The organism is Mesorhizobium mediterraneum (assembly GCF_002284565.1).
In the GTDB taxonomy this organism is placed as follows: Bacteria; Pseudomonadota; Alphaproteobacteria; order Rhizobiales; family Rhizobiaceae; genus Mesorhizobium; species Mesorhizobium mediterraneum.
Window position 1 is genome coordinate 89734 of the sequence record NZ_NPKI01000043.1, and the last position, 19245, is coordinate 108978.

Sequence of the window (19245 nt, forward strand, 5' to 3'; positions counted from 1 at the left end):
CGTTTATCATCGCATGGTGCCTCCGTCTAATGCGCGCAACGTGCCGCACGAAACTGTGCGCGAAGGCGACCCCAAAGCATGCCAACCACCAACCCTGTCCCCATCTCTGGCGAGACTGGTGATATAGGCGATACGATGAATCTCCTCGAAGTGCGCAACAAAAGCTGGATGAACTTCGTCAGCGGCGAGTGGTTGCCGTCGACCGATCTCATTGACATCGAGAACCCGGCTACAGGGCAGGTCATCGCTTCAGTCGCGGCAGCGAGCGAAGACGCAGTCTCCAGAGCGGTCGCTGCGGCGAGAGCCTGCGTCGCAACCGGTGCTCTTACGAGGAGCCGGCCAGCGACCCGTGCGGAAATGATGATGCGGATTGCGTCGGAGATCCGGAAGCGGGTTGCGGACGGTGCCTACATAGGTTGCTTGGAGAGCGGAAAGCCCCTCGAGGCTGCAAGAGCCGAGTTCGAAGAGGCCGCAAGATATTTCGAGTACTATGCGGGGATGGCCGACAAGATCGAAGGCAGTGCGATCCCGTTGGGGGACGCTTACTTGGATTATACGATTCGGGAGCCCTACGGGATCTCAGTCCAGATCGTTCCATGGAACTTCGCGCCTTCCATCTGCGCCCGCTCGCTGGCACCAGCGTTGGCCGCCGGGAACGCCGTCATCGTCAAGTCGCCAGAGCTGACTCCGTTGGCGATGATTGTCCTCTTCGAGGCCATCGAACGGGCAGGAGTGCCCAAAGGTGCCGTGAATCTCCTATGCGGGCTTGGGAAGACAACAGGCGCGGCTCTGGTCAGCCACCCCGATATTGATCAGATTGTATTCACGGGCTCCGTACAGACGGGCGTGTCAATTATGAAAGCGGCCTCTGAGCGATCGGTGCCGTGCGTCATGGAACTCGGAGGCAAGTCCGCGGGCATCGTTTTCGCCGACGCTAATCTCGACCAAGTGGTCGAGAGTGTGAAGTCGGGCACCTTCTACAACGCTGGCCAAGTCTGTTCAGCGTTGTCCCGTCTGGTCGTCCACGCCTCCATCTATGACGTGGTCGTCGAGAAGGTGTCGGCAATGGCCGGGACTTTGAAGGTTGGAGACGGCTTGGTAGGCGCAGATATGGGCCCTGTGGTATCTGAACATCAGCTGATGAAGATCGAGGCCGTATGCGACCGTGCCAAGAGCGCAGGAGCAAGGCTGATCACTGGAGGGCAACGCCTGCAGGACAAGGGAGGGTGGTTCATGCAGCCAACCGTCTTTGCAGATGTCGCCCCGAACATGGAAATAGCCCAGGAAGAGGTCTTCGGTCCAGTTCTGTCCATTATCAAGTTCGAGAACGACGACGAGGCTTTTGACATCGCGAACGGCACGCGGTTCGGCCTCGTAGCCGGCGTCTTCACACAGCGGCTCGATATCGCTCTCAAGGCGCCACCCCGCCTGAATGCAGGGCAGGTCTTCGTCAACGAGTGGTTCGCTGGCGGTATCGAGACCCCTTTTGGGGGAAATAAAATGTCTGGGCATGGGCGGGAGAAAGGGCAGGAGGCCATCGACTCCTACGTCCGCACCAAGAATGTGGCAATCTCAATAGCTCGTTAAATCGCAGCCAGGAATTTTCCTCGGGGTCGGTTTGGGTGTTCATAGCCTTGCCGGTCAAGGACCATCCAAGGAAAAGGTGCGCTACGCCCTTTTCAGGGTGACAACGGCATTAACATCGCAGGCGAACCGCCGGTTGGGCAAATCTGATCATATCGCCTCGCGGTCTATGGCGCGATAGATTCCATAGCCGATCTTGATAAGCAGCCCCCTCCTCGCACATGCGGGCCACATAGCAGCGGGGTATTCCGATTTCAGTCAGCTCGCGCGTTCGTATTTCACCCTTTTAACGGGCGAATGCGACAGCGCGGTCACAGAGGCATGGCTTGGCCCCGCCGGCCAACTGGATCCGCTTCGCACGCTCGCGGTCACGCTTCGAATTTTGACGGAGGGTTCTGGCGTAGTCTCTAGAGTGATCGGCAGCTCATAGTTCGCAGCTTCCGGCATCCGGACAGCATTCACGATCTGCTTCTATCTATGTTCGCCGCTTCGCTGCTGGCGTTCTATCATGCAGGAGAGCTTGAGCCTGCACTCCCTATACGGGCTTGCCTATTTCTCGATGTACGGGCTTTCCCGGCCAACATCAGCAAGTCGTTCGATCCAGCCGCGTCGACGACCGGCTTTGGCGTTGCGAACGTCCTCTCGGCCTGTCAACCACACTGGGGGGCTTCTTCGGCGGCTTCGCAAAATCCGTCTTCGGGACACTCCATCCCGTGTATCTGTCAGTCTCCGTTGTGAGCCTCGGCCTCGTGTTGTTGACACTTTTTAAAGCGCGAAGGGGCCAACTCGATAACGACTACGTCTCCGATGACTGCTGCTTAGCCCGTTCGCCCTCCTGTCGGCAGGACGGGGAAGGCGAGGCCACTACAAACGGTCACATGGATTCTGACGGCAAGGCTCTTCGGGAGATATGTTCCTCAGCGCTCGTATTCGTCGTCTTGGCTGCGCTGTGTCTTGCGGTCCTGCTCCTCGGCCTGCCGGCCCTTTTGCCTGGCTGCGTCTTTCTGAACGCGCTGTCGCGCGGTCTCGGCCTGCGGTCGCGAGGTCTCGGGCTGACGCGTATCGTCTCGGGCCGGCAAATCGCGGCCGCGCGCCTCCCTTTCAGGCGCCGCCTCGCCGGCGCCGCCCACACCCCTTTGCTGCTCGAACTGGAGCCGGGCGAGACGATCGTGCATCCTGTCGTTCACGCCCTCGCGGTATTGTTCGAAACGCGTTTGCTCGGCGTTGGGGAGCGTGTCCCGCATCTGATCCAACGCCTGGTTCACACGCGCCATCTTCTGCCGCATTTCCAAAGGTGTCTGCGCCATGTCGGTAGCTCCTATCAGCCTGGTCAATTCTTTCATGCCGGGATGGGACAAGAACGACGGGGTTAGCCTCGGTCCCCCGTCGTACTTTGAGCGGGCATCTGCCGGCTCCTCGCCTCCCCTACGCGCATGAACCTGGAGGACAGTGTGACCGATCGCCTGGGCTGCGGTCAGCGCTTGGCCGGTGACGCCAACCGCCCGCATCACGGTGGCCGTCTGCTGCCACACGGCGGCGATCGCTCCGCCATTGGCGACGAGCAACCCGCTATCCATTCGACGCTGTCGCTTATCCTCCACGCGCGCGACCGTCTTGTCACTGACCTGGTAGCGCGGATCGTGCTGCGCGCGCTTGTAGGCACCCGCATGTTCCTTCGTATAAGGTCGGCTCATTGCGTGATCGTACCGGCGGGTTGCGGCCATCGCTATTCCGTGTTCGCGCGCCTTCTCAGCGTACGCTTCCCGCCAGGCATGGAGATCCGCCTTGTAGAATGTCAGCCGCTCGCCGTCGGCCGAGCGCGCCTGCACCATGGCGTGGATATGGACGTGCTTGGTCTCGGCATGGTGTGCAAGCACGAATTTGTGCCCCGGAGCGCGTTCTTCGAGCACCGCACGGGCGGCCGCCATGATGGCTTGCGCGTCCGTACCAGCCCGGGCAGAGAAAAGCAGGTGATAGGCATTGCGCCGCTCCCGGCCGGAAAGTTGTGGCCGCCATTCCTCAAAAATCGCCGCGGCCGCCTTCGTTGGCTGTTTGCTGGAAACCGCCTGTCCGTTCGCGCGACGGACCTGCTCGTGCGCCCGAATGAATTTTTGCAGAAAATATTGCGCCTTTCGCTCGTTCCCGACGGCCGCGGTCACTTCCGCTGCCGCGCGAATACCGGCCTTCCCCATGGCTTCGTCCAAGCCTGTTTCGATCTTGTCGAGCGCTTTGCTGCGTGAATTTGCCCGCCCGGCGGCTAAGATCTTGGCAAGTGGTCCGGCGCGTTCCCCCGTGTGGCCATAAACGGCGACGCTGTCGCCCGTGCGAGCATAGACGATCGGCTTTGATCCGAAGGCCGCGTTCAAAGCCTCGCCAAGCGCTTCGTCCGTGACGTCGCCGGCGAGCTCGAACCGCACCTCGATGAAATTCGAATTCTCAAGCTGCGCCTGGAATGTCTCCGTGAATTGGTGCAGGAAGCCGCGACGGTCCTGGGCATTGGCAAGCCCCTGTCCGCTATCGGTGAAGATCTCGATATCGCGCTTCTCGCCCTGTTCATTGGCGCGTGTGCCGATATAGGCAAGCAAGGCGCCCGCCTGTTTGCCATTGGCCGCGCTCGACAGGACCTTGAACACCGCCGGCTGCGCGCCGGCGGCATAGGCTGCTCGCGCCGCAACCGCCCTCGCCTCTCGCGTTGGCCGCGCGAAGTGTCGAGAGGACGGGAGCGCGCCCGACCTTCCGCCGCCCCCGCCACGGCGCCGCCATTCTTCTTCCTCTTCCTTGACGAAGGCGCCGAGTGTGAGGCCGAAAATCGCTATCGCCCCATTTGCGTCGCTGGATGAACGCAGACTCCCGCTGGTGCCCACAGACAGCGGTATCGCGCTGAGCGGTCCTCCTCGACCTGAGGACGAAACAGGTGCCTTTGCGACGCGGGAGCTCGCTCCCGGGTGCCTCGCACTCCCCATCGACGATTGCACGCCAGCCATAGGCGAAGCCACGCGGGCCTGGGTCACGCCACTCGCACGGATGTTCATCGCTTGACGATCGGCCGTCTCCCGGCCAGCCGATTGCAAAAGCTTATCATCGTTAAGCTCCTCGAGATCGCCAGCGCCCGGTATGCGCAAATAGCGTTCGATTTCGGCAGCATATCCGGCGAGACGACCGCTCATGCCTTGACCTCGCTGCGCTTGCGCGGCCTCGCAATCATCGCCTTCAATTCTTCGCGGAACCGACGCACGAGCTCGCCAATGGCGATCAAGGCGCGCTCGAGGTCTTCGTCATACGGCACCCGGCCCTCGTTCATCGCGCGGACCGCCTGGTTGAAATTCACACCGACACGGCGAAGCTGGTCGGTGGCCTCCTCAATGGAAGGTCGCAGCTCCCCCGTCGCCGCCGGCAGAAACCCCGCCTCGGTCCGAACAAGGCGGCGAACGACTTCGCTGACCGTCACCGACTCCCCGTCGGCCATGGCGCGCAGCCGCTCCAGTTCGACGCTTGAGAAGCGCACATGCAGGACTTCGCCATAGCGCCGGGATGCGTTCTGACTTTCTGTTTGGCCGTTGTTGGGTCTCATCTTCAAGCCCGCTTGCGGGCGCTAAGGCCCTTGGGCCGCGCCACCCTTTTTTTCGTGTGTAACACAAAAAAGGCTATCCTGCCAAAGACAAAAAAACATCACCAAAATATCTTTGCGGTGGCACTCTAAATCACCCCAGCTTTGATTTCAAATTAACTGCACATGTTACCAAGGAAACATGCTCCATCGGAAACATATTTCATCTTCAACTTATCGACAAGCCACCTTAGCGACATGTTTCTTTTTCAGCATGTTACCTTGCTGCGGAATCATCATGCTAACATGGAGACAGATCGCAAGGAGCAGGGAACATGAGCTCGTGCGATCGGGATCGCGGCGACCCCCGTGGGTTAGGTAAGGCGGATAAGCTGAGCCCCGCGACCGGGGCCAACAGGCACGGCCGACTTGCGCCGGGCCAAGCATCGATGGCGCGGCCTCGCCGATGGGCCTCCAGCATTCTCTGCTAACCCTCACCGCGGCGGATGCCGCGGGGCGGGCTGACCTAATCATTCGGCAGCTTGTGCTTATGGATCCTGATGTAGTCCTGCACCGCCTGGCGCAGCAGCTCGGTCATGCTGTGGCCGTTGCTGATCGCGAGCAGCTTGAATTGGCGCTGCTCCCCGGCCGTAAGGTAATAGCCGCAGCGTACCATTTCCTCGTCGCGAATCTTCTTGCCGGCAACCGGATCCTTCTTCTGGCCCTGTCGCAGCATTTTGCGGAAGTCCGGCCGAGGTGACGCTGGCGCAGCTTCGGCCTCCGATGCCGCCGCGGATGCGGCGGCAAGCGGCTGAGGGGCGGGATCGGACTTGGGAGCGATGAACATGCTCGGAAGCGCCGGCGGCTCAGTGGAGATCGCTCGCATCATGCGAGCCTTCTTGTCGTCCTGTGACTCCGGGAGGCTCTTGTCGGTCATGCGGCCTGCCTCATTGCTTCGGTGAAAGTCTTCAGGACATCGTCGAAGACCCCTTCACTTTCGGCAATCGCCTTCGCGTCGGGCTGATCTGGGCTGTAGAGTGTCTGGCCGCTTTGCAGGTCGCGATAGGCGACACGGTTTTGCAGCGCATGTTGGGCGATCGGCGTGCCGTTCGCCTGAATGATTGCGCGCAGTTCGCTCAAGGCTCTCGCCTTCGCATCGATGATGGTCTGTTTTGTCAGGACAAACACGGCTGGCAGCGGCCGGCCGCGTGTTTCGACCGCAAGCGGGATGTAGTGGTCGGTGATCTGGATTGCGGCGGTCACGTCATCGAGCGCGAAGAAGATCGGCACCACGACGATATCGGAAGCAAACAGCCCGGCCATGAGATTGTCGTTCGTGGTGCCTTCGGTGTCGATCAGCACCACGCTGCGCTCGCCATTGTGCAGTTCTGCCGCCTTCAGGATCTCGCGCGGCGTCGTGGCGCTGACGAGCTGGAGTGTCTCGGGACGATTGCCGGCCTCCTTGAGCATCTGGCCCCACCGGCTCATGTTCTGGCGAACGTCGCCATCGATGAGTGTCACCGCGTAGCCGCGCTTAAGGGCGACGGATGCCAGCGCGCGCAGCAGGGTCGATTTGCCAGTGCCACCTTTGGCGATAGCGGCAGATATGATCATAGCTCGGGGGACCTTCGATGAACCGCTTTTATGCCAACCGCCTGCCCGGCGATTGTCATAACTGAACCCAAAGTGTAGTGTCAATTAATGAGCGATCAACCGGACAGGACAGTAATGTTCAGGGCAGCTTTGGCCGAGATCTCGACGCGCGACGGCTGCGAGGCCGCGCTTGATGCGGCAGCCGCCACGCTGGCGCATTACAGCGCGCTTGCCTCCGTCGGCATGATGCGCCAGCGCGAGCTGATCTTGATGGTGCCGAACAGTAAGGTGTGCGGAACGGATGATTAGGGCAGTATTGGTGGCCGTAGCGGCGGCGGCGAGCCTCGGCGCCGCCGCTCCAGGTGATCAGTCCAATGGGACGAGCAGCAATCCGATGTGGCCCGCGGAGCTGCGATGGGATTGCGCGACGGCGGCAAAAATTGTGTGTGAACGCGACGGCTCCTGCAAGGTCGCAAAAGGGGATGCTTCATTCCTGCTCAACTACGACAACAACAACGTCGAGTTTGCGAGCGGCGATGTCCGCATCAAACGGCATTATCAGCAGACAGTGCAAGGCAGCCCTTTCCAAAGCGAGGTCAAGGTGGAACTCGCCGACAATCGCGTCATCTGGCTGACGGCGGTGGATGCCAGTCGCACCTATTCCGACGCCTGGGTGGGTGCCCTCACTGAATTGAAGGGTGGCGCCGTCCTTCTGGAATCCCAAGGCGTGTACTGCACCCCACACAAGTGAGCGTCGCGAACCGGGCCCGCGCCAAAGCGCTGCACGGCTTCTGTACAGCCGGAACCGCCGGCGGCCCGTTCTCTCCGGCCTTCGCCGTCCCTACGGCGCTAGTGGGGGCGCGCTCCGGCTCCGGCTCTTTGGGCATGGGAATTGCGGCGACACAAAAGAAGGTGCTTCGACGGACCGGATGGCGGGTCAGATAGGCCCGGTGCCGCTCGCGAGGTGATCACTGCAGGAAGGGTTTCGAGGGTTTGCTGATCGACGCCGGAACTGAACAAAACCAGATGTTCGCTAGCAGACAATTATTGCAGCTGCATCGCTTGCCAGCCATCGGGTCCCCTGGAGAATGCGACCAGGCCATCACCTTCGCCTTTCCAGGAAGTGCGAAGCTTATACTTCACGGCGCATTGCATGCCGGGACCCATGATGTTCTTCGAGCACTCTCCGATGCGCAACGTCGCTTGATCAGTATTTTTCGCTCGCCGGAAAGCGTCCAGAGCCTCGGCCGGCGATGGAATCTCAAGGCCGGCCGAGGCCAGTTTCGCACACAGTGCCGGCTCGGACGCAATCGGCGCGGAGAGCTGGCCTTGAGCCGGATAGAATGCGAGCGTGCCGCTTATGCCGACCAATGTTCCGGATGCCGCCGCCATGATAAGGGCCCCCGCATTGAACATGATTACGGCTTCGGAAAAACGTTGAACGTCGACGCGATAAGGTCCGTCGTATAAACTGTCTCGCCGTTGCGTTTGAAAGAGTTGTTGCTGATGCGGCCTTCGACGAAGACGACATCGCCGGGCTTGGCGTTCTCCGCCACCCAGGCGGCTTGCTTCTCCTCGAGGACCGTTACCTGGACCCAGTCCGTGGCTTCCTTGGCAACGCCTTGTTCGTCCTTCCAATTGCGATTGGTGGCAATGTTGACCCTCGTGCTTTTGTCGAAGGGCGCTACCGACCCGACATTGCCATGAATGGTGAACCTGTTGACGCTTTTCATCGGGGTAACTGCCTCTTTTCGTGCAACTAATTTAGCTAGCCGGAGTGACTCAAGATTATGGTCTGCTAAGGTTGAACCAGGTGCGCTGCCGCAGCCCGTTCGCGTCGTCGTACTCGATGTAGTAAGGCTTCGCGCGGCGCGGGCGTTGTATGTCGTAATAGGTGGTCGTTCGATCGTTATGTGCTCCGCTGGAGACATGAGTAAGCTGGACCGGCACGGTGCGGCCGCCGAGCTGGATGGTCATCGCATGGCTTCCGTCGGCCTGACCATGCCGCGCTCCAAAGTTGGCAGGCTGACCGAGATTGCCAGCCGCGATTCGGCACATGCTGGCCTGCCCTTGTCCCGGCCGGTCGCTAGCCGGCGCGTAAGGCATCCACCCCTGCGGGCAGGCCTCGTACGGATCGTAGCCGGCGCCGGACGAATTGGCCTGCGGACAAGTCGGCCACGAAAACCCGGGCAATCCCATGGCGTCGATCAGCCGATCTATCGGCGGATCACAGGAGGGCGTGCCCTGCCAGTCACCAGACAGACAAAGCAGGACCTGGCAGCCCCACTCGGATGCGAATGTTTGGGACGGAACAGACGCGGCGCCGGCGATCGCGACAGCGCCCACAACGAGAGTTTTCAGCACGGTCGCGTCCCTTTTTCTCTCTGACGTTTTTGACACTTTACTATGGATTTTGCTCAGAGAAAAGGGCAGACCGAACAGGCGGGTTCGTGCGAATACATAGATTCATGCTGCCAAACGAAGCCGGCGAGGTGAACAACCCGCTTCGGGACAATATCGCCTGGTTCCTTGAAACCGAGCGCCGGAAGCGAAAGCTTCGCCATCAACACATGGCGGAACTGTTCAAGACGTCGCCGGGTCAAGGACTCGCATACCGCACCTACATTCGCACCATGAGAAAACGAAACAACGTGACCCTGCGCACGGTCGAACAGATGGCCCAGGCGCTCGAGGTGTCGATCGCGACACTTCTGGTCGGCGGCGCCGAGGTGGAACCCTGGGCGCACAAGCTCACCGAAAAATCGATCCGCGCGCGCCTCGCCGCCATCATCGACAGCGAGCGCAAGCGCCGCAACCTGGTCCGCTATCAAATGGCGGAGCTGCTGGGCGTGTCGGAGATCACCTTCACCAAGCTCGAGCGCGCGAGCGGCAATATCAGTGTCGACACGATCGCCGCCGTCGGCGAGGCGCTCGGCCGCGATCCGGCGACCTTTTTGTTTCGGGAACCCGACAGCCAGCATCAACCGGCTTGATGTGGCGCGGCCGATCGCAAAGGCTGCTTTAAAGACAGCCTCGTGCCGCGTTTAGGGTTCCGCGGCAAGCGTGGTTTTGGCGGCTAGGGCGTCAGCCGGACGGCGATGCGTGACTGGGGAATGGCTTCGACCCTTCCGGCGCCAAGTCGGATCGGCTGTTAAACGGTCCTTTGCTATATTTATTGCGGGAGCTTCCTGTGGACGCCGCTTTTTTGAAGGCTGTCGGATAAAATTTAAGACCGAGATTGGGCCGAAATTTCGCGATCCAGGCGATCTGGCGACGATGCACGATAACAACGTGATTTGTCAGGTTCCTGGCACGCCATTGCCGGCGCTCGGTGACGCGCAGCAGACCGAGCGTGCTTGCTTTGCGCAGCGCATTGCGCACCGTTGTCGCCCCGACGCCGGCCCGATCGCCGATTTCCTTTACCGATCGGTCGCAGTTGCCGTGCTGCCGGCAGTCGCACATAACAATGTAAAGCGCCGCGCTCTCCCCTTCGGTGAACGCGCCGGCGAACTCGGGCCGGATAGCCTGCATGCGGGCGAGCCGCCGCTTGCGTCTCCATCGCACGGGATCTCGCAAGCCGCTGGCAGCTTCGCGGCGGCCTCGCTCACTGCGAGGGCGTTGCGGATAAGAGGAGCGGGGTAGTGCGCGACCATCCGCAGGGGCCTTCTTGAGGTTGGCGCGTTGTCGCTCAGCCTTCTCGCAAAGCCGCTCCGCATCGGCCTCGCCCAGCAACTCCTCGCCGTAGAGCTTCCATATCTGCCGGCAAAAATCGTCCAGCTCGGCCAAAGACCGAATGTTCGTGAGCCATAGGCTCAACGTTGAATAGAGATCCATTTCTTTCCTCTCGCCAGGCCGTACAAAGCCGTGGCGCGGAAGCGCATTTTTTCTTGCAATGCCGGGAAAGATGGGCTACGGTCTCACTAAATCATCGGCGAGATCAGGAGCGCCAACTCCTGTAGCCTATTCCCTAGAAAAGCCGGCCTCCGCGCCGGTTTTTTTGTGCTCGATTTTTCCTCCGTTCAGACTCACTCTTCATGATTGCAAGGCTGAGCATACAAAGTAAAGTATCAAAAAATCCGCGAGCGCGGATCGTTGAGTATCGCCGCCTGACAAGCAAGAATCGCGCCGGGACGCCTGGCGTTCGATTTCTTACGGTTTGCCCGAAGCCGCCCCATGGCGCGTCAAGCTATCGATCTGAGGCGCTGAGTAGCTGGGCGATCTGAATGACGCCCCGCTGTTTGCGGGGCGCCCTTTGGTGTTCGTCAGTCGCCGTTGCGACGGTTCGGGCCGAGACCAGATGAGGCTGTAGCTCTGACCGCCTTCGTCGGCAACGACGTTGGCATAGATTGGGACGGTGAAGCTCGGATCGTCGAGCTTGAGGCGCGAGATAGGCGCGGCCCTCGTTGGACTTTTGGACCAGCCGGCACCGAACTCGACTCGATCAACGAGCACGCGGTGGCTGGGTGCGTTTTCGCCGCTGGCGCGCGTATCGGGGACGATCCGGACCTTCTTGGCCTGGAGGGAAAGCGTGCGATCTCGCCGTTGAATTCTTCGCCGGCCAGCTGGAAGTTGCCGATAGTAGCATGTTCGTGTGCTCCTGACGGTTTGTCCGAAGCCGCCCTGTGCGGCCTCGATAGCGGTCGCTAGACGACGGTCCGCCGACTGCATCCACTGAACCGCAGCGGAGCGGAGGACGGCGGAAGCCGAGCTTGTTGTCCCGCGAGGAATGCGGCGAAGCCACAAGGGAAGAAGGTCGGCGAAGCCGTTGCAGGCAAAACGCCGGACCGGCATCAGACAGACCAATCTTAAGAGAGGCCGTTCAGGGAGGGTCCGGGCATCCGTTCCAGAAGAACGATACTGGAGATATCGGAATGTCGGCCATGCATCCGGCACAAGCGGCACGATCGATGCCGCCACGAAACCAGAGGCACGAGGTCTAGGCCCTGTCCGGTCGCCGCTCAAACGGCCGCACATGATCCCGCCACGCCGCCAAAGGGTCAGGCGATGAGAGCAGTCTTGATACCGACGATTAACGCCGCAAAGGGACCGTCCACCTGGTTCCGGCGGTCTGATAGGCTCGGGGCCGAATTGCTGCGCGCTTACGTCGTGACGGTCCGACGCGTGCGCCTTCGATCATGCACAGTGCGGCGACGAGCTTGCTGGCCACCGCAGTGATCATGACCTTCCTGAAGCGACCGCGCACCCATAACCGCAATGAATCGGTCGAGCTAGTTGGATTCAAAGAACTCGTTGGACGCCGTTTCCAAGCCAAGTGAGACTGTGGCCATGGAAAACGAAGAGGGAGGGCCCGTTCATCTTCGACGCATCGACCCCTCGCAGAACATGCGGCGGTTTTATATGGTTGCGATCCAACCGACCTTGTTCGGCGGAGCATCCGTCATTCGCAACTGGGGCCGCATCGGGACCAGCGGCCAGTCGATGATGGAAACCTTCGATAGCCAAGACGGTGCGGCCACCGCATCAATGAAGCTTCAGCGCGCCAAGCGCCGGCGCGGATATCGCGACTGTGATCCGGACTAGCGCTGGCGACATCGCGCAAGATCGCAGGCCCGAAAGGCCAACTCGATGCCGCGGCGGCCAGCCGATCGCCATAAGCACTGTCATCCCTGTTTTCCGGAATTACCGGCGATGATGGAGATTCTTCCGCTCTTGTCCGCGATCGGTGAAAATCTGAACGGAATGCCCCCAAGCTTAGCTACAACCCAACCTGTCCCTACGCGCGCCGCTTTTTGCAGGCGGCGATCCACTGCATGGCGGAGATTGGATCTTCTAGGATGGCGACCTGCCTGGCGAAATCGATAAAGGCGTGGTGTGCGGCGCTTAACGGTTTGTGCCCATCCTCTGCGTCATAGCAGGCCTGAAGGGCGGTCTGGTGGATCAGATCTCTTTGATCCTCGGGCCAGTCGCTGAGGAAATCGATGGCGTCCGCGAGGCTCGCAATCTCTTGCACGATATAGGGCGCACGCTTCACGAAAATGGGGCTGCCGAACTCCTCCGCATCCATGCGTTCCTCCCAGTTCACGAACCACCGCTTTGGACGAGCATTCCGCCCGGCAACCATCGCAAATGTGCTGTCCGGACCGAGACGGTTCAAGGGGCGCGATGGAAGATTTCTCGTTGGCGCAGGTGCCTGGGGGACGGCGGCAGGATCAGGGCATCAAACGTGCGTAGCAGAATGTTGCGGCGCTGTCAGTACGCGGCCCAGCCGACGACGAACATGATGAGATCAGCCATCTCCGATCGTCGTGTCAATAAACGGCTCGTCCAGCAGGCCGCAGGCCAGCGCGCTGCTCTAGATGGCGCGCAAGATGGTGAGTAGGTCAAGGAGATTGCGGGCGATGCGATCAGTGGCAACGGCTAGCACCTGGTCGCCGGGCCTGAGGCTTTTAAGCATGGTTTTCAGCCTCGGCCACTCGGCATCCTTGCCGCTGAGAAGTCACCAAATTAAATCGCGGTCGTGGAGCCTCACACAGTGAGGTTGCAGAGTGGCTGCTCACGCGCGCCTCTCTCCCAACCAAAGCAAACGAGGGCGTACAGTCAGTTCGGGTGCTGGAGAAAGTTCGTGGCCCTGAGCCCGGTTTCACAGGGCGGCAGTAGGAGCGTCAGCATAGCGCCGCTGCAGGCGGACGCGGGACCGACAGCCCCGGGTGCCATGTGGACTGCGCCGACCTCATGCCAACAACTGCCGTGGTTCTCCGTTATGGACGGCGAGGAGCAGCACCCCCGAAAGGCGGCGCTTGGTGCTCCTTCCGCCTGCCGGCGTTCGCTTGGGAACGGCCGAAGGCCCCGCCGTGCGGCGGAGCCCTCGTCGAGGCGATCAGTCCCGGTTGGGGCGAGACCAGATCAGCTGCAGGCCTTCCTCGCCTTCCACCTCGATCAAGGTGGCGTAGATCGGCGCGGGGAAGCTCGGGTCGTCCAGTTTGACCGAGAGGTAGTCGCGGCCCTCGTTGGAGACCTTCTGCCAGGCGGCTCCCAGTTCGACGTTACCCGAGTAGACGCGGAAGTGAGGGCCCTTGTCGGAAGGGTTCTCGACGCGGATCAGCTTGGCCTTGACGTTGAGGTTGAGGGTCTTGATGGCGCCGGAAAAGCCGGCGTTGCCGTTTGAGGTAAAGGTGCCGATGGTAGCCATGATGTCGTCTCCGTGAGTTTCTCGGGCCGCGACCACCGCGACCTCGATAGCGGTCGACAGACCGGAGGCGATCGGCCCGCACCCACCGGGGTCCCCGTTGCGCGTGCGCAATGGGGTGGTCCTTAGGGCCGGAACGACAGTGAAGGGCAGCCAGGACGAGGCTTTCTTGTTCCGCGCGGAATGATGGCGAAGCCAACAGGGGAAGAAAGTCGCGACCGGCTGTTGCGGGCTTGAGAACGAGGCGTAGCGTAGCGAAGACGGCCTTCGGTCAGACAGCCCCATCGAGGACGCAGGTGGTGCGCCCTTCCATGAAACCGCCGGCCAGACGACAGGCGAACCCTAGCGGCATGATCCCCGCAACCGCAGCCACGGTGAGGCGCCATCAAGCCCGGCCCGTGACGCATCATCATGGCAGAACGACCGACAACCACAGCCGGAAAGGGACGCACCCGTCCCATCACTCCGGTCGGTTGACGACCGGCCGACTGGCGAAACTCCGAGGGTCCGGCGTCTGCCGCTTAAGGATGGATGGCCGCGAACACGGTCACGGAAATACCTATCCCGAGCGGGACGTCGGCAGGGGCCGGCTGATCTGGCTCGGCCCGCTGGGGTACGACCCGAACTGACCGGGTGCCAATGGCGGATCCTCGGCCGGCTGCAAGATAGGATGGCTCTGCGCCACCCCCGACATGGATCGGAGAATGCAGCATCATGCAGCCTCCGCGCTGTGCGTCGCATTCGGCTGGAGATCATGCAGATAGTTGACCGCACGCTGGGCATGGGCCGCCGCGGCAAAGATGAATCGCTTCTCGTTTCTGAGAATCTCAAGCCAGCTTGCCAGGTAGCTGGCATGATCCGGCCGCGGCTCGAGCTCTGGCACGATGCCGAGGTCAGCTGCTAGAAAACAGCCGCCGAGGTCCGCGACATATCCTGACAGTCAAGCCTGACGATCGTGGCTATCGCGGAATCGGAGTTTCAGGCCTCAGCGTTTTGGATCCTCGCGGGCTGGGCGGCAGCCAAGGTGAAAAGGCCATGGCTGCGCGTCGGTGGCGGCCCTAAGGCGACGTGGCGCTCAGCTCGGCGGCTGTTGCGCGTGCATCCAGTCAGCGGCAGCCTGCGCTTTGCTTGCGGCGGTGAAGATCGCCCGCGCATCGCCCTTCAGCACTTTGAGCCAGGATGCCACATAGGCTGCGTGGTCAGGACGGGGATGATGCGCCAGGCCCAGATCGGCCAAGATATAGGCTGCAGCAAGTTCGGCGGTCAGTTCTTCGACTGCCAAAGCCTGGCGGGTGAAGCGTTTGGTGAAGTCTCGATCGAGCCGATGCTTAGCCCCCGTGGCATGCGCGGCCTCATGGACATAAGTCCCGACGTGAGCGACAGCATCGCGGAAGACGTTGAAGGCCGGCATAAAGATATGGTCGAGATCGATGCGGTAGTATGCAGCGTCGGCGCCAAAAGTAACTGGGATGCCGAGCGCACTGATGAAGGCATCGGCATGGGGGACTCGTTCAGAGTCAGGCAGGATTGGAGCGGCGGAAGGCGTGAAGCCCTCGACCTGAGAGCTGTTGAAGACCGAGAAGGCGCGCGCGAAGAGGCGTCGCTGGGGGTGCTCATCGTCGCCGACTGCATCATCGTCACTGTGTGCGGCAAACTCCTTCCAGAGCACGACGGTCGTTGCGCGTTCGCCCTTGCGGACCTGGGCGTCAAGCGCCTGCCATTGCCGGTATGTGCCCCAGATGCCGCTTCCAAAGCCGTGAGCCTGAGCTGCGATCCAAAGAGCGAGCGTATTGACGCTGCGATAGGCCTTTCCGGAAGAGATGTTGATTGGGCGAGCAATCGAGCTTCCATCGTGGTGCCAGGGCATCCGCCATTCGCCGGCGCCGGCCTCGATAGCGGCAATGATCTCGGAGGTGATGCGGGTATAAACGTCGGTGCGGTTTTGCGTGTCCATCGTCGGAACTCCTGTCCCGCCGGGGCCAATCCCCGGCGGCGGAGCAGCCATCTGCGATGGCCTAAGGGCCGACCGCGCACTCGAAGAGCCGCAGCGGAGCGAAGGACGGCGATCAGCCGTTGCGCGGGCGGACCTGACATCGCGCGCTCCGCCGCACGCCGGGGTTGGTCCGACGGGACATCCGATCATTGGGCCGCACGCGAACCGCCACACCGCCTCAGGTCCGACGATCTAAGCCATCAAGAACCGCCTGGATCCGCTGGAGATCCTGCTTCATGATGGTCCGTTGCAAAGGCGACAGACGCTTCTCCTTCAGCAAGGTCTTGGCGTCCTCGGCAGAGCGTGACCAAGCTGGCCGATGGCGTGCGGTGATGCAGGCATTGGGGCAGCGGGTTGGCTGGCAAAGCGCGGTCAGCGGCATCTTGCCGTCGATGTTCGTTGCCTGCTTAAGGCAGGCGGCCGTGCCGGGATCAAAGAAGCAGTCAGCCAGCACTCCGACATGCAATGTCCGCGCGAGGCTCGCTAACATTGTGCGGAGCCGCCCACGATCAGCGATCATGGCCGGAAGCGGACCGAGTTCTGTTGATATGCCGTCGAGTGTCTTTGCTACACGCACTGCGGCGGGCCCGGACAACGTCGCCCCGGCCTGCCGCTCATCGAAATACGTCAACAGGTCATCAAACTGGCCGAGACTGCGCTGGTTCTGCACCTCCGCACGGAAGCCGGATCGGCTGGAGCCGGCATAGCCCTCGAAGGCGGCGACGGAGGCATGCTTGTACTGGATCATGCCGGCAATTGTGCCGAAGGGACGGTTGGCAATGTGCCATGCAATCGTGCGTCTGAACTGCCGCGTCGTGATCCGCCAAGGCTGATCACCTGGTCCGTTCGGGACCGCCGGCGTATCCGGTGTGCCGAACAGGTCGTTGAGATGGTCGCGGAAGTGGTTGAGTTGGCGGACAATCTCGGCCGAGAGGTGATCCTTGCAAACGGACCTTGCGATAAGAACGGGCCAGAGCGTCGTGAGCCCGCGCGCGGATGCCGCCCGGAAGGACAAACGTTCCAGCACTTCTATCGCCTTGGCTACAGGCTCAATTGTAATCCAATCAGCCGGCTCACCTTGGCTCGACCTGCCCTTGTAGGCAACCGAGCGAACGCGATGACGCATGACCATGCCATCTTGGCTGCGCGTTACGGAAAGGCATCCGCGCTGCATCGCCTGGACCTCGCAGTCCCGCATCCCGGTCAGGTACGCGCAGAGGATATAGGCTGCCGCCTGCAGCATCCGCTCTTCCTCCGCCAGTGTTTTGGCGTCGAAGCGGGGCCGCCATGGCTTGCCGGTCTCCGGTAGAATGGCGATGGGAGTCTCCATTCCACCTGTCTCGAGGCCGAGTTCGAGCAACGCGGCCCTGATCTGGCGAGGTGCGCCGCCGGTCAGCTGAATATGCATTCTTGGCTCGGTCTGAGCGTCGATGCCAATGTGCAGGTGAAGCAGGTGCGAATTGACGGGCGGCGATACGTCTCCTGTCTCTGGGTGCCGCAAAACGGTGCCGTTGTGCGCGCTCTCCCAGATGGGCACGCCACGGTCTTCGCTTCGTAGCTTATCGAAATAGTTCTGAAGACGCCTTCGCTGTCGGCTACGGCGTTCCGTGTATGTGAGAGCCTGATCTGACTGGAGGAGCGCGGCGCAGTGGGCTTCCAATCGCTCCAACTCTGCACGGGCGGCGAAGATGTCTGAGGCGAACTGGGTGATATACCGGCTCGACCAGGCCAGCAATGGCGAGATGATCTCTTCTGGCATGCGTGGCGTGAGGTTCTCGTGAACAAAGCGATAGCCGTCGACCCGGGCGGGCGCCTGGCCGCCCCAGGGCCGGAAGTACAGGCCTCCAGACGGGAGGTAATCGCGAAAGGCATAGAGATCAGCAGGGACTTCCAGAAGGTGGCCGACTATAACCGGCCGGCGAGCACGGTCAGTCTTGAGATGGCGAACGTAGCGATCCAGCAGTTGCTGATCGACACGGCGAAGATCGACAGAACCAAGCTCATCGCGCACGAACTCGAAAAAGCGTCGCGCACGATTGAAAACCTGCCGGATACTGCCGGGAGGAAGCTTCTTGCGGTGACCCGGCATGTCGACGTTGAGCCGGGCATAGAGAAGCTCGCGAAGCGTCTCGCAAACACTCACATCCTCGACGGACCCGAAATGCACGGTGACATGGCACCGCCTGGCGTTCTCGCGAAATACGGCCGGTCCGAGATCCCAGCTCGGATCGCCGTAGCGCGAAAGGGTGTCCCGATCAAAGCCCGGCTTCAACGGAGCGGACGCGAGAACCGGGCGAAGATCGAGTTCCCGGGAGGTGGAGGCTACTGCGGCCAACCTGATCATTGCCGGGCCTCCGGCGGCAGATAGAGGGCGTGCCCTTCCGCCTCGCGGCGAGCTTCGGCAACTACACTCTCCGGGAAAGCAGGTAAGACCTGCTTCGCGATGCGATGATGCGCGCGGCCGAACTTCATGGCCCAGTCCGCGGCGTGGAGACCCGTCCGTTGCTCCTCGATAAACCACAGGAACGCGATGATTGCCGGCAGCTTGCGCGCGGTGATGACGGCGTTGCGGCATTCGAGACAGCCCCAGAACGGTTGCGGACAAGGTGATCCCAGCTCTCCGAAAGGACTGCGATCAAATCCCGAGCACGCAGCGAGCCAAACATCCTGTTCGCCGCTTAGAAGCGCGTCGACATCACTGCTTCCTTCCGAAGCGGTGTGGCTTTGGCGCCAGGAATCCTCGTCGCGAGGCCCCAATATGATTGGGCCGGCGGCCGCGGCGACTTCGGAAAATGCCTCCGCCACGGTGGCCTCATGAAGCGGGCGCAGCGAGGGAATGTCCGCATAGTGTCGAGCGGCAATCTCGGGCGTATGCCCGACCGCAAAGCGGGCCATATGACCCTCGGTCTTCAGATACCAGATCGCCTTGTGGGTTTTGCGCAATCGCGAAAGAACGAGCCGAAGAGGCTGGCCATCGTCATCGACGATCCCATGGCTTCCGGTCCATTGGTCGACGCGTTCATGCGGATGATCGACACCTGCGCGGAGTTGCTTCCGGCCGGTATAGTAATAGAGCCAAAGGCAATCGCTTGGGACGAACTGCCTCGTAAAGGCCGTCACCTCGATCAGCTTGCGAACGAGACCACCCGGTGTTCCGATCCCGCCGTCACGCACACGAATATGTTTGTGCTCAGCACCTCGGGCGCGTCGCTTGATATAGGCTATGTCGATGGTTCCAGGTCCGGGTTCTGGAGGCAGTCGATCGTCAAAGCCTTGCAACATTCTATCTCCAGGCCGGTCTCCAGTGACAGGAAGGTCAGAAGCGGTGGAATGTCGGTGGCCCGCAGATGATGACGACCGTGGATGTCTTCGGCCAAGGTT

The 19245-nt window shown here is 61.4% G+C and carries 21 protein-coding genes and 1 pseudogene; 7 read left to right on the forward strand and 15 right to left on the reverse strand.

All coding sequences use genetic code 11. From position 1 onward, the window contains the following. The first annotated feature begins 78 nt into the window (after positions 1 to 78). The gene (locus tag CIT25_RS29815; RefSeq protein WP_245330041.1) at positions 79 to 1587 is read left to right on the forward strand and encodes an aldehyde dehydrogenase family protein; all 1509 of its coding nucleotides are present in this window, start codon (positions 79 to 81) and stop codon (positions 1585 to 1587) included. Positions 1588 to 2501: 914 nt separating this feature from the next. Here CIT25_RS29815 and CIT25_RS29825 read toward each other — a convergent pair. Further along, positions 2502 to 4001 carry a relaxase/mobilization nuclease domain-containing protein gene (locus CIT25_RS29825; RefSeq protein ID WP_158302683.1) on the reverse strand — a complete coding sequence of 500 codons (1500 nt, stop codon included), beginning with the start codon at positions 3999 to 4001 and terminating at the stop codon, positions 2502 to 2504. Positions 4002 to 4049: 48 nt separating this feature from the next. On the opposite strand from CIT25_RS29825, the gene CIT25_RS36585 reads away from it, so the two are divergent. After that, complete coding sequence (locus tag CIT25_RS36585) at positions 4050 to 4424, forward strand: hypothetical protein (RefSeq protein ID WP_158302684.1); 375 nt, start codon at positions 4050 to 4052, stop codon at positions 4422 to 4424. 323 nt (positions 4425 to 4747) lie between these two features. Here CIT25_RS36585 and CIT25_RS29830 read toward each other — a convergent pair whose 3' ends face one another. The 3 genes from CIT25_RS29830 to CIT25_RS29840 form a co-directional block, all read right to left on the reverse strand. Beyond that, entirely contained in the window at positions 4748 to 5155 is a 408-nt protein-coding gene (locus CIT25_RS29830; RefSeq protein ID WP_095488736.1) for a MobC domain-containing protein, read from the reverse strand. A 502-nt stretch (positions 5156 to 5657) separates the two neighbouring features. Further along, a complete protein-coding gene (locus tag CIT25_RS29835; protein ID WP_095488737.1) occupies positions 5658 to 6068 on the reverse strand; it encodes a hypothetical protein in 411 nt (136 codons plus the stop codon). Beyond that, entirely contained in the window at positions 6065 to 6745 is a 681-nt protein-coding gene (locus CIT25_RS29840) for a ParA family protein (RefSeq protein ID WP_095488738.1), read from the reverse strand. The genes CIT25_RS29835 and CIT25_RS29840 overlap by 4 nt, the downstream gene beginning before the upstream one ends. Before the next feature lie 114 nt (positions 6746 to 6859). Between CIT25_RS29840 and CIT25_RS36590 the strand changes: the two genes are divergently transcribed. Beyond that, entirely contained in the window at positions 6860 to 7033 is a 174-nt protein-coding gene (locus CIT25_RS36590; RefSeq protein ID WP_158302685.1) for a hypothetical protein, read from the forward strand. Between the two features lie 10 nt (positions 7034 to 7043). After that, positions 7044 to 7475 carry a hypothetical protein gene (locus CIT25_RS29845; RefSeq protein ID WP_245330042.1) on the forward strand — a complete coding sequence of 144 codons (432 nt, stop codon included), beginning with the start codon at positions 7044 to 7046 and terminating at the stop codon, positions 7473 to 7475. Positions 7476 to 8142: 667 nt separating this feature from the next. Here the strand turns inward: CIT25_RS29845 and CIT25_RS29855 are convergent. Continuing rightward, a complete protein-coding gene (locus CIT25_RS29855; protein ID WP_095488740.1) occupies positions 8143 to 8457 on the reverse strand; it encodes a single-stranded DNA-binding protein in 315 nt (104 codons plus the stop codon). 55 nt (positions 8458 to 8512) lie between these two features. Next, positions 8513 to 9088, reverse strand: a complete 576-nt coding sequence (locus tag CIT25_RS29860; RefSeq protein ID WP_245330043.1) for a hypothetical protein — start codon at positions 9086 to 9088, stop codon at positions 8513 to 8515. 104 nt (positions 9089 to 9192) lie between these two features. Here CIT25_RS29860 and CIT25_RS29865 point away from each other — a divergent pair, with 104 nt between their 5' ends. Beyond that, positions 9193 to 9717 (forward strand): helix-turn-helix domain-containing protein, encoded by a 525-nt coding sequence (locus CIT25_RS29865; protein ID WP_095488742.1) that lies wholly within the window; start codon positions 9193 to 9195, stop codon positions 9715 to 9717. A gap of 91 nt (positions 9718 to 9808) precedes the next feature. Here CIT25_RS29865 and CIT25_RS29870 read toward each other — a convergent pair whose 3' ends face one another. Together CIT25_RS29870 and CIT25_RS38340 are read right to left on the reverse strand one after the other, a co-directional pair. Next, on the reverse strand, positions 9809 to 10558 hold the full coding sequence (locus CIT25_RS29870; protein ID WP_095488743.1) for a helix-turn-helix domain-containing protein: 750 nt from the start codon (positions 10556 to 10558) through the stop codon (positions 9809 to 9811). Positions 10559 to 10873: 315 nt separating this feature from the next. Beyond that, positions 10874 to 11698: a DUF736 domain-containing protein gene (locus CIT25_RS38340; protein ID WP_342587122.1), complete on the reverse strand. Its 825-nt coding sequence runs from the start codon at positions 11696 to 11698 to the stop codon at positions 10874 to 10876. A 312-nt stretch (positions 11699 to 12010) separates the two neighbouring features. On the opposite strand from CIT25_RS38340, the gene CIT25_RS29880 reads away from it, so the two are divergent. Continuing rightward, the gene (locus tag CIT25_RS29880) at positions 12011 to 12265 is read left to right on the forward strand and encodes a WGR domain-containing protein (protein WP_095488744.1); all 255 of its coding nucleotides are present in this window, start codon (positions 12011 to 12013) and stop codon (positions 12263 to 12265) included. Between the two features lie 193 nt (positions 12266 to 12458). On the opposite strand, the gene CIT25_RS29885 is transcribed toward CIT25_RS29880, so the two are convergent. The 7 genes and pseudogenes from CIT25_RS29885 to CIT25_RS37815 form a co-directional block, all read right to left on the reverse strand. Beyond that, positions 12459 to 12749, reverse strand: coding sequence for a DUF982 domain-containing protein (locus CIT25_RS29885; RefSeq protein ID WP_095488773.1), 291 nt, complete (start codon positions 12747 to 12749; stop codon positions 12459 to 12461). A 288-nt stretch (positions 12750 to 13037) separates the two neighbouring features. Further along, entirely contained in the window at positions 13038 to 13139 is a 102-nt protein-coding gene (locus CIT25_RS38605; protein ID WP_095488745.1) for a recombinase family protein, read from the reverse strand. 423 nt (positions 13140 to 13562) lie between these two features. Next, the gene (locus tag CIT25_RS29895; protein ID WP_095488746.1) at positions 13563 to 13874 is read right to left on the reverse strand and encodes a DUF736 domain-containing protein; all 312 of its coding nucleotides are present in this window, start codon (positions 13872 to 13874) and stop codon (positions 13563 to 13565) included. Between the two features lie 709 nt (positions 13875 to 14583). Then, a pseudogene (locus CIT25_RS29905) lies at positions 14584 to 14799 on the reverse strand (zincin-like metallopeptidase domain-containing protein); the annotation flags it as partial. A gap of 147 nt (positions 14800 to 14946) precedes the next feature. Continuing rightward, positions 14947 to 15825 (reverse strand): ArdC family protein, encoded by an 879-nt coding sequence (locus CIT25_RS29910; RefSeq protein WP_095488747.1) that lies wholly within the window; start codon positions 15823 to 15825, stop codon positions 14947 to 14949. Between the two features lie 217 nt (positions 15826 to 16042). Next, positions 16043 to 18208, reverse strand: a complete 2166-nt coding sequence (locus CIT25_RS29915) for an integrase (RefSeq protein ID WP_095488748.1) — start codon at positions 18206 to 18208, stop codon at positions 16043 to 16045. Further along, on the reverse strand, positions 18205 to 18759 hold the full coding sequence (locus CIT25_RS37815) for a hypothetical protein (protein WP_245330045.1): 555 nt from the start codon (positions 18757 to 18759) through the stop codon (positions 18205 to 18207). Before CIT25_RS37815 ends, CIT25_RS29915 begins: the two co-directional genes overlap by 4 nt. Between CIT25_RS37815 and CIT25_RS37820 the strand changes: the two genes are divergently transcribed. Further along, positions 18760 to 19215, forward strand: coding sequence for a hypothetical protein (locus CIT25_RS37820; protein ID WP_245330046.1), 456 nt, complete (start codon positions 18760 to 18762; stop codon positions 19213 to 19215). Positions 19216 to 19245: the final 30 nt, after the last annotated feature.